Annotated in this window: 11 protein-coding genes; 5 read left to right on the top strand and 6 right to left on the bottom strand. The window is 74.5% G+C overall.

Going from position 1 to position 13,526, the window contains the following annotated elements; all coding sequences use genetic code 11:
* Positions 1-137 precede the first annotated feature (137 nt).
* Entirely contained in the window at positions 138-2,021 is a 1,884-nt protein-coding gene (locus ABT106_RS06490) for a PAS domain S-box protein (protein WP_351273156.1), read from the top strand.
* A gap of 55 nt (positions 2,022-2,076) precedes the next feature.
* Here ABT106_RS06490 and ABT106_RS06495 read toward each other — a convergent pair whose 3' ends face one another.
* The 5 genes from ABT106_RS06495 to ABT106_RS06515 all read right to left on the bottom strand — a co-directional run bounded on the left by ABT106_RS06495 (position 2,077) and on the right by ABT106_RS06515 (position 8,192).
* Complete coding sequence (locus ABT106_RS06495) at positions 2,077-3,507, bottom strand: dihydrolipoyl dehydrogenase family protein (RefSeq protein ID WP_351273159.1); 1,431 nt, start codon at positions 3,505-3,507, stop codon at positions 2,077-2,079.
* A 41-nt stretch (positions 3,508-3,548) separates the two neighbouring features.
* Positions 3,549-3,965: a thioredoxin family protein gene (locus tag ABT106_RS06500; protein ID WP_351273162.1), complete on the bottom strand. Its 417-nt coding sequence runs from the start codon at positions 3,963-3,965 to the stop codon at positions 3,549-3,551.
* Between the two features lie 95 nt (positions 3,966-4,060).
* Positions 4,061-5,500: an aldehyde dehydrogenase family protein gene (locus tag ABT106_RS06505; protein ID WP_351273165.1), complete on the bottom strand. Its 1,440-nt coding sequence runs from the start codon at positions 5,498-5,500 to the stop codon at positions 4,061-4,063.
* Positions 5,501-5,637: 137 nt separating this feature from the next.
* Positions 5,638-6,837: a thiolase family protein gene (locus ABT106_RS06510; protein WP_351273168.1), complete on the bottom strand. Its 1,200-nt coding sequence runs from the start codon at positions 6,835-6,837 to the stop codon at positions 5,638-5,640.
* Between the two features lie 299 nt (positions 6,838-7,136).
* Complete coding sequence (locus tag ABT106_RS06515; protein ID WP_351273171.1) at positions 7,137-8,192, bottom strand: LacI family DNA-binding transcriptional regulator; 1,056 nt, start codon at positions 8,190-8,192, stop codon at positions 7,137-7,139.
* A 545-nt stretch (positions 8,193-8,737) separates the two neighbouring features.
* On the opposite strand from ABT106_RS06515, the gene ABT106_RS06520 reads away from it, so the two are divergent.
* The 4 genes from ABT106_RS06520 to ABT106_RS06535 all read left to right on the top strand — a co-directional run bounded on the left by ABT106_RS06520 (position 8,738) and on the right by ABT106_RS06535 (position 12,476).
* On the top strand, positions 8,738-9,991 hold the full coding sequence (locus ABT106_RS06520; protein WP_351273174.1) for an MFS transporter: 1,254 nt from the start codon (positions 8,738-8,740) through the stop codon (positions 9,989-9,991).
* A 131-nt stretch (positions 9,992-10,122) separates the two neighbouring features.
* On the top strand, positions 10,123-10,299 hold the full coding sequence (locus ABT106_RS06525; protein WP_351273177.1) for a hypothetical protein: 177 nt from the start codon (positions 10,123-10,125) through the stop codon (positions 10,297-10,299).
* A 245-nt stretch (positions 10,300-10,544) separates the two neighbouring features.
* Entirely contained in the window at positions 10,545-11,906 is a 1,362-nt protein-coding gene (locus ABT106_RS06530; RefSeq protein WP_502979241.1) for an amidase, read from the top strand.
* A gap of 105 nt (positions 11,907-12,011) precedes the next feature.
* Positions 12,012-12,476: a type II toxin-antitoxin system PemK/MazF family toxin gene (locus ABT106_RS06535; RefSeq protein ID WP_351273180.1), complete on the top strand. Its 465-nt coding sequence runs from the start codon at positions 12,012-12,014 to the stop codon at positions 12,474-12,476.
* A gap of 101 nt (positions 12,477-12,577) precedes the next feature.
* Here the strand turns inward: ABT106_RS06535 and ABT106_RS06540 are convergent, their stop codons facing one another.
* Entirely contained in the window at positions 12,578-13,498 is a 921-nt protein-coding gene (locus ABT106_RS06540; RefSeq protein WP_351273182.1) for a TIGR02452 family protein, read from the bottom strand.
* Positions 13,499-13,526 lie beyond the last annotated feature (28 nt).

The raw sequence follows: 13,526 nt of genomic DNA on the forward strand, positions 1-13,526 counted from the left end.
CACCCGCCCCGGCTCCTCGCCTCACGTGTGTTCACACCCGGTCAATTGGGTGCGGGTTCCGGTCAACTCGCGGAGCGAAGGGTGAGGGCGTGGTCGGATGTTCGCTTCGGTGGTATCCGGCGAGTGCGAGGCGCAACATGACGACGACGGCAGAGGAGCCCTTCCGCGCCCTCCTGGAGGCGGCGCCGGACGCGATGGTGATCGTCGACGACGCCGGTGCGATCCGGCTGGTGAACGCGCAGGCGGAGACATTGTTCGGCTACTCGCGGCAGGAGCTGCTGGGGCGCCCCATCGACATCCTCGTACCGGAGCGCTTCCGGGAACACCACCCGCACCACCGGACCGGGTACGCCGCCAGCCGCCAAGTACGTCCGATGGGTGCGGGTTTGGAGCTGTACGGGCTGCGCCGGGACGGGCGCGAGTTCCCCGTGGAGATCAGCCTCAGCCCGCTGGAGACCACGGACGGTCTGCTCATCTCGGCGGCCGTGCGCGACGTGAGCGAGCGCAGAGCGGCGGAGGAGCTGTTCCGCGCGCTCCTGGAGGCCGCGCCGGACGCGATGGTGATCGTCGACGACCGCGGCACGATCCGTCTGGTCAACGCCCAGACGGAGGCCCTGTTCGGCCACACCAGGGCGGACCTCCTGGGGCGGCCCGTCGAGGTCCTCGTACCGGAGAGGTTCCGGGGGCACCACTCCGCCTTCCGACAGGGCTACTTCGTCAACCGCCAGGTCAGACCCATGGGCGCCGGGCTGGAGTTGCACGGCCTGCGCCGCGACGGCCGCGAGTTCCCGGTCGAGATCAGCCTGAGTCCCCTGGAGACCCCGGACGGCACCCTCGTGTCGGCGGCCATCCGCGACGTCAGCGACCGCAAGGCCGCCGAGGAGAAGCTCGCCGAACTCTACGAACAGCAGCGCCACGTGGCCCTCACCCTGCAGCGCAGCCTCATGGGCTCGCCTCCCGAGGTACCGGGCATGCCGACGGCCAGCCGGTACTTCCCCGCCCGGCAGGGCGCGGGCGTGGGCGGCGACTGGTTCGACCTGATCCCGCTGGGCGGCGGCCGCGTCGGCGTCATGATCGGCGACGTGATGGGACGCGGCCTCGAGGCGGCCGCCGTCATGGGACAGCTCCGCTCCGCGTCGCACGCGCTCGCGAAGACCGGGATGCCGCCCCGGCAGTTGATGCGCGCCCTCGACGCGGTTGTCAGCGAACTCCCGGACCAGTTCGTCACCTGCTGCTACCTGGTGGTCGACGCGGACGCCGCCGAGCTGACCGTGTGCTCGGCCGGACACCTGCCGGTCCTCATGGCCACCCCCGACGGGCAGGTGAGCCGGCTCCCGGTGGACGTCAGCGTGCCGCTCGGCGTCGGCGAGGTTCCGCACCACGAGAGCCGCCACGCCGTGGAACCCGGCTCCCTGCTCGCCCTCTACACGGACGGGCTGGTCGAAACCCCGGGCAGTGACATCGAGGAGCAACTCGACATCCTCACGTCGGTGTTCGGCAAGGCGTTCCACAACGCCGGGGGCCTCGAAGCGGTGGCTGACGCCCTCCTCGCCGAGATGCTGCCCGATGCGGACGAGAACACCGACGACGTCACCCTGCTGCTCGTACGCGTCCCCGACACACCGGTGACCTCGCACACCGTGGTGCTGGCCGCCCGACCGAGCAGCGTCGGCGAGGGGCGGCGGTTCCTGCGCTCGGCCCTCGGCGCGTGGGAGGGCGTCGACGACCAGTTGTGCGAGACCGCGTGCCTGCTCGCGTCCGAGCTGCTCACCAACGCGGTGAGCCACAGCCACGGCCCGGTCCGGCTGCGGCTGCGCCGGGCCGGCCGGGAACTCAGCGTGGAGGTGTGCGACGGCAGCCCCGTCCTGCCCCAGGCACGGTTCGCTCCCCCGGACGCCGAGTCCGGCCGGGGCCTGCTCCTCGTCGACTCCCTCGCCGAGTCCTGGGGCACGCTCCCGACGGAGGAGGGCAAGGCCGTCTGGTTCTCGCTGCCGCTGCCCGCCCCCCGCCGGACGGCGTGAGGGGCGGCCAGCGTGACGGGCGGACGGCGGCAGCGGGCCGCCGCCGCGGCGGCGCTCAGCCCCGGTACGTCTCCAGCAGGCGCAGCCAGACCTCGCTGATCGTCGGGAAGGCCGGAACCGCGTGCCACAGCCGATCGATCGGAACCTCCGCCGCGACCGCGATGGTCGCCGCGTGAAGCAGTTCGGCGGCTCCCGGGCCGACGAAGGTGGCGCCCAGGACGATCTCGCGGTCCAGGTCGACGATCATCCGGGCCCGGCCGCGGTATCCGTCGGCGTACAGCCCCGCGCCGGAGACCTTCCCCAGGTCGTAGTCGACGGCGCGCACCCGCAGGCCCGCCCGCTCCGCGTCGGCCAGGGACAGCCCCACCGCCGCGGCCTCAGGGTCGGTGAAGACCACCTGCGGCAGTGCCTGCGTGTCGGCGGTCGCCACGTGCGCGCCCCAGCGGCCGGTGTCCAGCGCGGCGTCGCCCGCCGCGCGGGCCGCGATGGCGGCGCCCGCGATCCTGGCCTGGTACTTGCCCTGGTGGGTCAGCAGCGCGCGGTGGTTGACGTCCCCGACGGCGTACAGCCAGTCGTGGCCCGGGACCCGGCAGCCGTCGTCGACGCCGATCCATGCGCCGGCGGTCAGGCCCACCGTGTCCAGGCCGATGTCCTCGGTCCGCGGCGAACGGCCCGTCGCCACCAGCAGTTCGTCGCCCTCCAGGGTCTCGCCGCCCTCCAAGACGACGGTGACGGGCCCGGTCGAGCCGTCCCGTACGACCGACTCGACGGACACGCCGGTACGGACCACCGCGCCCGCCTCGCGCAGCGCGTCGGCCACCAGCTCCCCGGCGAAGGGCTCCATCCGCGGCAGCAGCCGCGACCCGCGCACCAGCACCGTGACCTGTGAGCCGAGCGCCTGCCAGGCGGTGGCCATCTCGGCGGCGACCACCGACCCGCCCACGATCAGCAGCCGGCCGGGCACCGCCCGCGCGGAGGTCGCCTCTCGGCTGGTCCAGGGCCGGGCGCCTGCCATCCCGGGCAGGTCCGGCACGAGCGCCCGGGTGCCGGTGGCGACGACCACCGCGTGCTTGGCGGTGAGCACGTGGTGCTCACCCTCCGGGCTGGTGACGGCGACCTTGCGGACGCCGTAGAGCCGCCCGTGTCCTCGGTACACGTGCGCGCCGATGGAATCGAGCCAGTCGATCTGGCCCTCGTCCTTCCAGTCGCCCGTCCAGTAGTCGCGGTGCGCGAACACCGCCGCCGCGTCCAGCGGCCCCTGCACGGCTCCGGCCAGACCCGGCACCCGGCGGGCGTCCGCCCGGGCCAGCGCCGGGCGTAGCAGGGCCTTGCTCGGGACGCAGGCCCAGTACGAGCACTCCCCGCCCACGAGCTCGCTCTCCACCACCGCCGTGCTCAGCCCGGCGGCCCGGGTCCGGTCGGCGACATTCTCGCCGGCCGGTCCCCCGCCGAGCACCACGACGTCGTACTCCACCGCATCAGTCATACGGGCCAGTGTCACCGCTGGTCGGGCGCCGCGTCACGCAATCAGGTCTCCGGCGTGCCGGACCCCCGCGCGTCCGGGGTGCCGGTGCCCTGGGCGGCCTGCTGCTCCGCGGCGATCTTCGCCCGTACCTCGTCCATGTCGAGCGCGCGGGCCTGTCCGATGATGTCGGTGAGGGCCGCCTCCGGCAGGGCGCCGGGCTGCGCGAAGATCGCCACCTGGTCGCGGACGATCATCAGCGTCGGAATGGAGCTGATGTCGAACGCGGCGGCCAGCTCCTGCTGCGCCTCGGTGTCGACCTTGGCGAAGACCAGGTCGGGATGGGCCTCGGAGGCCTTCTCGTAGACCGGGGCGAACTGCAGGCACGGCCGGCACCAGCCCGCCCAGAAGTCGATCAGCAGGAACGGGTTCTCGCTGACCGTCTGGTCGAAGTTTTCCTTGGTGAGCTCGACTGTAGCCACGGTGTCCAAACCTCCAGATGAGAGCCGTCTGCCTGCTTGAACGAACGGCGTGCCCGCATCATTCCGTCCCGGTCCGGCACCCTGCCGGTCACCCTCTAGAAGGGGTGGCCCGCCGGGCTGGTGCGGGCCGTGGTCCAGCGCAGCTCCGTGAAGGCGTCCAGGTTCGCCTCGCCGCCGAAGCGGGCGCCGTTGCCCGACGCGCCGACCCCGCCGAAGGGCGCGACGGCCTCGTCGTTCACCGTCTGGTCGTTGACGTGGGCGATCCCGGTCGGGATGCGCTCGGCCAGGTCCAGACCGCGCCCCGCGTCGCGGGTCACGATGCCGAGGGAGAGCCCGTACGGGCCGGCGGAGGCCAGTGCCACCGCCTCGTCCTCCGTCGCGAAGGAGCGTACGGGCGCGACGGGGCCGAACACCTCCTCGGCGTACGCGGGGGTGTCGTCCCCGACGCCCGCCAGCACGGTGGGCCGGTAGAAGAGCTCGCGGTGGGTGCCGCCCGCGACGAGCTTCGCACCCTGGGCGGTGCTCGCCTCCACCAGGGCGTGGACGCGTTCCGCCTGGCGCCGGTCGATCAGCGGGCCGAGGTGCACCTGCTCGCGGTACGGGTCGCCCACCGCCAGGGCCTCGGCGCGCGCGGCGAGCCGCTCGACGTACTCGTCGTACAGCGAGGCGTGCACGAGGTGGCGTCCGGCGGTCATGCAGATCTGGCCCTGGTGGAAGAAGGAGCCCCAGGAGGCCTGCGCGACGGCCGCCTCGATGTCGGCGTCGCGCAGCACGACGAGGGCGGAGTTACCGCCCAACTCCAGGTGGGCCCGCTTGAGGTGACGCCCCGCCAGTTCTCCCACGATACGGCCGGCCGCCGTGGACCCGGTGAAGGACACGACCCGGACCCGGGGGTCGGCGACGACCGCGGCGCCGGTCTCGGCGCCTCCGGGCAGGACGTGCAGCAGGCCGCCCGGCAGGCCGGCGGCGGCGAGGACCGCGGCGAGGACCAGGCCGCCCGACACGGCCGTGCGGCGGTCCGGCTTGAGCAGGACGGCGTTGCCCAGCGCCAGCGCGGGCGCGACCGAGCGGATCGACAGGATCAGCGGGGCGTTGAACGGCGCCACGACCCCGACCACGCCGGCCGGCACCCGGCGGGTGAAGGACAGCCGGGGCGCCTCGCTCGGCAGCACCTGCCCGGTCGGGCGTGAGGCCAGGGCAGCGGCTTCGTAGCACTCCTGGGCGGCGACGTGCAGTTCGAAGGCCGCCTTGCCGGGTATCGACCCCGACTCCCGCACCAGCCACTCCCCCAGTTCGTCGGCGTGGGCGGCGAACAGGTCCCCGGCGCGGCGCAGTACGGCGGCCCGCTCCAGGTGGGTGGTGCGGGACCAGTCCCGCTGCGCGGCCCCGGCCCGTACGGCGGCCTCGGCCACGTCGGCCGGGGCGGCGAGCTCGAAGGTGGCGAGGGTGCGGCCCGTGGCGGGTTCCACGACGGGAGCGGCGCCGCCGGTGAGGGTGGGTCCGTCCTGCCAGAGCGTCGGATCGAGGAGCGGCATGGCGCGGGGCCTCCGGTGGGGATGGTCGGGGCGGGGGGCGGCAGCACGCGCCATCGTGCCAGACCTGCGGCCTCACTTCTGTTCAGTTATTGGGCAGTTGACATTCGCACATGACCGGAAACGATCGACGCCCGTGCTCAGCGTTCCAGGACCAGCGCGATTCCCTGCCCGACGCCGATGCACAGCGCCGCCATGCCCGTGCCGGACCCGGCCGCCGCCAGCTGGTGGGCGACCGAACCGGCCAGCCGGGCACCCGACGCCCCGAGGGGATGGCCGATCGCGATGGCCCCGCCGCGCGGGTTGACCACGGCCGCGTCCAGCTCCGGCCACGCGGCGAGGCAGCCCAACGCCTGCGCCGCGAAAGCCTCGTTGAGTTCCAGGACGGAGAGGTCCGCCAGCCCGCGGCCGGCCTTGCCGAGGGCCCGCCGGACCGCTTCCACCGGGCCGAGGCCGAACAGCTGGGGCTCGATCCCGGTGACGGCGGACGCACTGATCCGGGCGAGCGGCTCGCGCCCGGTGGCCGCGAGACCCGCCTCGTCGGTCAGCAGCAAGGCGGCCGCGCCGTCGTTGAGCGGGGAGGCGTTCGCGGCGGTGACCGTGCCGGAGCCGTCGGTCCGGAAGGCGGGCTTGAGCCGGGCCAGCGCCTCGGGGGTGGAGCCCTCCCGTACGCACTCGTCGCGCAGCAGGTCCACACCCGCGTACGGGACGACCTCCCCGTCGTACTGCCCGGCGGCCCAGGCGGCCGCGGCCTTGCGGTGGCTCTCCAGGGCGAAGGCGTCCTGCGCCTCGCGGGTGACGCCGTACTTCTCGGCGATCAGCTCGGCGCCCTCGCCGAGCGAGCCGGTCCACTCGGCGGGCATGCGCGGGTTGGTCATGCGCCACCCGAGGGTGGTGGACCACATCTGCTGGTGACCGGCGGGGAACGCCCGCTCGGGCTTCTGGACCACCCAGGGGGCGCGGCTCATCGACTCGACGCCGCCGGCGATGGCGACGGAGGCGTCGCCGAGGGCGATGGCGCGGGCGGCCTGGATCACGGCTTCGAGGCCGGATCCGCAGAGCCGGTTGACGGTGACGCCGGGGACGGTCACGGGCAGCCCCGCGAGCAGCACCGCCATGCGGGCGACGTCGCGGTTGTCCTCGCCCGCGCCGTTGGCGTCGCCGAAGACCACGTCGTCGATGCGGGCCGGGTCAAGGGCGGGCGTACGGTCCACCAGCGCGCGCACCACGTGCGCGGCGAGGTCGTCCGGCCGGACTCCGGCGAGGGCCCCGCCGAACTTGCCGATCGGGGTGCGGACGGCGTCGACCACGTAGACGTCGCGGACGGTGCGGCTGCTCATGGGGTCTCTCCTGGGCGGATCCGTACGGGCAGGCGGGTGGAGCGGGGCCGGAGCCGGGTGGCGGGGCGCACGGTGCCTTCGTGGGTACCGGGCGCACGGCCGGGTGCGCCCGGTGGGGCGCGCCCGCAGTCTCCGTCCGCACGTCACCGCCTGTCAACGGCCTCCGGGCGGGACGGGGCCGGGCGCTGGGCGCCGGGGGTGCGGGAGCGTGCCGGGCGCGCCCGCGGACCGGTCGGGCACGGACCGGGCGGATGCGGACCGGGCGGATGCGGACCGGGCGGGCGCGCCGGGCGTACGGATCAGGTCGACTCGCGCCGGATGGCCGCGGCCGCCATCAGGTCGTGCCGCTGGGTGACCTCCGACGGCTCGCGCACGGCGCGGTCCACCAGCGACGCGAGGTGGTCCCCGGTCGGCATCTCGATCTGGACGGTGCTCAGCCGGGGCCGCAGCAGCCTTCCGATGAGCAGGTCGTCGGCGCCGATGACGGCGACGTCCTCGGGGATGCGCAGCCCCTCGTCCTGGAAGGCCCGCATCAGCAGCATCGCGTACTCGTCGTTGTAGGCGAAGGCCGCGTCCCGTCCGAGCCCGCGCCAGCGGGCGGCGAGGGCGGCCGCCGACTCCTCCGTGTAGGACATCGGGAAGGTCTCGATCTCCGCGCCCTTCACCGAGCGCGCACCCTCCAGCCGGGGTCCGGAGAACAGCTCCAGCCCCTCCTCCTCGGGCACGATCACGCCGATCCGGCGCCGGCCGCGCTCCACGAGGTGGGCGGCGGCCCGGGCCCCGACCTCCCGCTGGTCCATGACGAGCGCGTGCGCGCCCGGCACGCCGACCGGGCCCATCGTTATCACCGCGCGGGCACCGGCGCGCTTCAGGGTGGCGACGTTGTGCGCGGAGAGGGTGATCTCGCCGAGGGAGATCACCGCCACCGGGCGCAGTTCCGCCCACGCGCGCGCGGCCTCGTCCCCGGTGAGGCCGAGGCTGCCGTACTGGACCACGGTGTAGTCGAGGCGGCGCAGGGCCCACTGGAGCTCGTTCAGGAAGGTGCTGTACAGCGGGCCGACCGGGACGTGGGAGGTGGGCAGCAGGACGAGCCGGGTGTGCCCGGCGCGCAGGCTGCGGGCGGCCGCGTGCGGGACGTAGCCGAGTTCCTCGGCGGCCCGGCGGACCTTGACGCGGGTCGGCTCGCTGATGCGGACGGCTTCCGCGTTGTTCAGCACGTACGAGACGGTCGCGCGCGACACGCCGGCGAGGCGGGCCACGTCGGCGCTGGTCGGGACGGGAGGGGGAGGCGGCGGCGTGGGAGCCGGTCCGGAGGCCGGTGCCGGCGGCTTCGGCGACTTCGATGACTGAGACATTGCCGTGGCATCCTTCCAGACCGGTCGCACCGGAGGCCCGGCAGATGGCCTGAAAGGCATGCTACACAGCGATGACACGCGTCATCGGCGCGCGCCGGACGCCCGTGAACGCACCCCTCGGGAGCGGAACCGGTCCCCCGCCTCCGGCCGCCGTCCGACCGGCCGCCGCACCCCGGCTCCCGACCGGCTCGGTGCGCCAACTCCGGCCCGCCACAGGGCTGTCGGCCCCCGTCACCCGCCAACGGCCCTGGCGGCGCCGCCGCCCGAAGCCACGGCCGGGGCGCGGCACGTACCGCGTCCGCACCGGCCCCCCGGGGGCGGCGGGACGCGGATTGGCGGATACCGATCCCGAGTCGGGGGGCGCGACCGGCGGGCGGGGGCGGGGACTGGGCGGTGGCACACCTCGTGTAACGGTCCGGTCGCGGGTCTGGCGGAACACCGAGTGGCTGGGATACACAGTGTTCACACGCCGCGTTGACACGTGTAACCACACTGTCATCCGCCCGTCATCCCTCATCCGCTCACGCCTGCCTCGGAGGTCCCCCGTGGCCAAAACCGCACCCGAGCCGCGCACCGGCACCGCCGATGCCAGCCCCTCAGCGCCGGCCTCCCCCGGCCGCGGACTGCTCCCGCTGCTGCTCGTCGGCAACAGCGCCATGTACGCCCTCTACATCGGCGTCGCCGGCGTCCTCCTCGCCCTCCAGGTCGAGGACATCGACCCGGCGCGCAAGGTCGCGAACTTCGGCTTGATCGCCGGGGTCTCGGCCGTCTTCGCCACCGTCTTCAACCCCGTCGCCGGCGCCCTGTCCGACCGCAGCGGGCGGCGCAACCCGTGGATCCTCGGCGGCGGCCTCGCCGCCGTACCGGCCATGTTCCTCCTCGGCCTCGCCGACACGATCCTGCTGATCACCATCGCCTGGTGCCTCGGCCAGGCCGTCATGAACGTCTACCAGGCCGCCATCACCTCCGTCGTCCCCGACCGGGTGCCCGTGACCGCCCGCGGCAAAGCCTCCGCGGCCGTCGGGCTCGGCCTCCCCTTCGGCTCGACCCTCGGCGCCCTGACCGGCGCGGCGTTCTCCGAGGACTACCGCACCGGCTACCTCGTCTTCGGCGCGCTCGTGGCGGGGGCCGCGGTCCTGTTCACCGCCTGCACGCGGGAGGAACGGCTCCCGGTCCGCGCCCCGCTCCCCGTCAAGGCCCAGTTCGCCGCGTTCGCGAGCGCCCTCAGGGACCACGACTTCCGGTGGGCGTTCATCGGTCGGGCACTGCTCGTCCTCGGGTACTTCGCGGTGAGCGGCTACCAGTTGTACATCCTGCAGGACCACACCGTCCTCCCCGACGGCATGAAGCCCGAGGCCGCCGTCGCGGTGCTGATGCCGCTGACCAGCGTCGCGATGGTCGTCTCCACCGTCCTCGGCGGCTACCTCTCCGACCGGTTCGACCGCCGCAAGCTCTTCGTCGGCGCCTCCGCCCTGCTGTCGGCCGTCGCGCTCGTCATCCCGGCCCTGTCGACCAGCTGGACCGCGATGCTGACCTTCGCCGTGATCAACGGGCTCGCCTTCGGCTGCTACATGGCCGTGGACACCGCGCTCGTGACGATGGTCCTCCCCAAGGCCGAGGACGCCGCCCGCGACATGGGCGTACTCAACATCGCCAACGCGGGACCTCAGATCATCGCGCCGTTCATCGCCTCGGTGGTCGTCTCGCTCAGCGGCGGGTACACCGCGCTGTTCGTCCTGGCGGCGGTCCTGGCGCTGGCCGGCGCCCTGGCGGTGAAGCCCATCCGCAGCGTGCGCTGACCCACCCGCCCCCCGAACGCCGACCGCGCGCACCGGTGCCGCCACCGCCGCACCCCCACGGACCGGCGCCCGACCCCGTCACACACCCGCAAGAAGGGCACCTCGGTGCGGACCTGCTGCCGGCCGCGCCGGTGGTTCCTTCCCTGGTCCAGCTCGGGGACCCGAGCACGCTGATCTCACCGCACCGCGCGGCCCTCCTCACGTCCCGCGGATCCGAGGTCCGTTCGGTCGCCGGCGCCGGCGCCGGACACACCATTCACCGGGACGACTTCGGTGCGTTCATGACCTCCCTGGAGGGCTGGATCTGAGCCGTGGCGTCCGGCGCGCGCCGGACGGCGCGAACCCTCGCGGGATCCGGGAGAAGGACGGCCTGGCCTCACCGCCCGCTCCCCGTTACCGTCTTCCTACCGATCGGTAATGGGGAGTGGTCACGGTGCCGGATTCGCCTTCGCCTTCGTCTTCGCCCGTGGTGCCGTCCGGCGCGGCCACAGCCGCTCCCACCGGACTCACGGCCGCTCCGGCCCTCGCGCCCGCACCCGAGGGCCTGGTGGGGATGGCGGCCGCGCTCGCCGAAGGAGGCGTCTCCGCGCGCTGGTTGACCGAGCGGGCCCTGCACCGGATCGCGGCCGCACAGCCCCGGTTCAACGCCTTCCGGAGCGTACGCGCCGAGGCCGCGCTCGCCGAGGCGGACGCCGCGGACCGGCGGCTCGCCGCGGGCGAGCGGCTGCCGCTGCTCGGCGTCCCGATCGCGGTCAAGGACGACATGGACCTCGCCGGGGAGCCGACCGCCTTCGGCTGCGCGGGGGCGTTCACGGCGAAGACCGCGGACAGCGAGGCCGTACGCAGGCTCCGCGCGGCCGGCGCGGTGATCGTCGGGAAGACCCAGACTCCGGAACTGGGCCAGTGGCCCTTCACCGAGGGCGCGGCCTTCGGCCAGACCCGCAATCCGTGGAACCCGGACCACACCCCCGGCGGCTCCTCGGGCGGTTCGGCGGCCGCCGTGGCGGCGGGGCTGGTCCCGGCGGCCCTCGGATCCGACGGAGCGGGCTCGGTACGGATGCCGGCGGCCTGGACCCACCTGATCGGTGTGAAGCCGCAGCGCGGCCGGATCTCCACCTGGCCGGAGCCCGAGTCCTTCAACGGGCTCACGGTCAACGGCGTGCTGGCCCGCACGGTCGCCGACGCGGCGCTGCTGCTGGACGCCGCCGCCGGCCAGCACGCGGAGGACCTGCACCGCCCCGCCCGCGTCCGGGCCGCCGAGGCCGCCCGGCGTGCCCCCCGGCGGCTGCGGATCGCGCTCTCCTTCGGCATGCCGTTCACGGCGACGGCGAAGTCCTTGGACCCCGAGGTCCGTTCGGCGGTGGAGCGGCTGGCCGGGCGGCTGGAGTCGCTGGGCCACGAGGTGGTGCCGGAGGACCCCCGGTACGGTCCGATCGGCCTGACTTTCGTACCCCGGGCGACCGCGGGCGTACGGGACTGGGCGGCGCGGGTGCCGGACCGTGCGCTGCTGGACCGGCGTACGCACGAGGCCGTCCGCACCGGCCGGATCCTGGGCGGGCTGCCCCTGCGGCTCTCCCGCCGTTCGGAGGCGGGTCTCGCCTGGCGGGTGGGTGAGATATTCGGCCGCTACGACGTGGTCCTGACCCCGACGACGGCGACGCCACCGCTGCGGATCGGCGCGCTGGCGGGCCTGGGCGCGATGGCCACGGACCGGGCGATGATCGCCGCCTGCCCGTACGCCTGGACCTGGAACGTCCTGGGATGGCCGGGTGTGAACGTTCCGGCGGGCTTCACCACCACGGGACTCCCCCTCGGGGCCCAACTCCTGGGCCCGGCCCACTCGGAGCCCCTGCTGCTGGCGCTGGCCGCCCAGGCGGAGGCAGCCGGAGCCTGGCTGCCGGCCCTCCCGTCCTGACCGGCGGCACGGAGCCGCCCGGGCGGGCGGAGCCGCCTGGGGCCGGGCCCGCTCCCCACCGGCCGGCGCCGGGACCGGGCCGCCGAACCCAGTAGCCTCACCCGGATGACGGCACTTTCGCATCAGAGCAACGGTCACGCCGACCAGCCCGGCCGGGACGGCGCCGGCGCCACCACCGAGGCCGATCCGCGCGCCATCGGTCCCGTGCGCACCGAGTACGCGCCCGACCCCGACGGGGATCCGGACCCCGGCGAGATCGTGTGGACCTGGGTCCCGTACGAGGAGAACGACGGCCGCGGCAAGGACCGTCCGGTGCTGGTCGTGGCCCGGGAGCCGCGCGGGCGGACCCTGCTCGCCGTCCAGCTGTCCAGCAAGCGGCACGACCACGACCGGGAGTGGGTGCCGATCGGCACGGGCCCCTGGGACACCTCGGGGCGGGAGTCCTGGGTGGCCGTGGACCGGGTGCTGCGCGTGCACGAGTCCGGGATGCGGCGCGAGGCGTGCGCCCTGGAGCGGGCGCGGTTCCAGCTCGTGGTCGACCGGCTGCGCGAGCGCTACGGCTGGCAGTAGCCCGCCCGTTCCAGGGCCCCGCGGGGCCGTGGGTCCATGAGCCCGCAGGCCCGCGGACTCGCGCCGACGCCTTCCCGGACCGCCGCCCTCCGCCGCCCGCGTCACCCCTTGGGGTGAGTTCCGTCCCCGGGCAGACACGGCCGCTCAGGCCCGCCCGGGCCTCCCAGGTCCGGCGGCCGGGCGGCCGGTCCGGCCGCCCGGTCCGGGAAGGCCCGGGCGAAGGCGGCGCGGGGCCCCGGGTCACGGTCCAGGATGCCGAACACGACCCGTTCGAACGTGTCCGTGAACCGGCCGGTCAGAAGGGTCCGGAAGGCGTCGGCCACCTGCCCGGGGTCGTTGCGGAACACCCCGCACCCCCATGCCCCCAACACCAGCCGCCGGTAGCCGTGCAGCGCGGCGACCTCCAGCACGCGTTCCCCGCGCCGCAGCAGGGCGCCGGGGATCTCGTCGGTCCGCTCGGGCTCCTGGCGGCGGATCGTGCCCGCGTTCGGCGCCGGGGAGGTGAGGAAGCCGGCCCGGAAGGGGGTCTCCAGCAGCGCGCCCCGGTCGTCGCGGAAGACGGGGACCCCGGGCGAGTGAATCACCCGGTCGGTGTAGAAGGTGCTGCGTTCCGCCCGGTGGACCTCGTAGTACTCCGGCGCCTCGAGCAGGGTCTCGTACAGGGCTGAGGCGCGGCACAGGGCCTCCTCCTGGGCCTTGGCCCCGCGCACGTATCCGCCCCCGGGGTTCCGGGCCGAGGCGAAGTTCAGAACCGCCACGGAAGTGGTCCCGGAGTCCCGCGTCGCGAGCCTGCGGGCCGCCACCGTGCTGCTCTCTCCCGTGACCTCGAACGCCGTCGGACCGCATCCCCCCGATGGCAGCTCGTCTGGAATGACAGGGTTTGGTCCATATATCCTGGTTCCTGCCTTGGCTTCCGCCAGGGCGGCTGCCAGGGAAACCTGCCGCCCCGACCGCGTCCGGTAGCCGCCGGCCGCCAGGACCTCGGAGTTCTCCCGCGCGACCGCGCGCAATCTGCTGCTCACACCTCATCCTGGGCATCGCGGCCCTGGG

It is taken from the genome of Streptomyces sp. NPDC002044 (assembly GCF_040296725.1).
Classification (GTDB): Bacteria; Actinomycetota; Actinomycetes; order Streptomycetales; family Streptomycetaceae; genus Streptomyces; species Streptomyces antarcticus.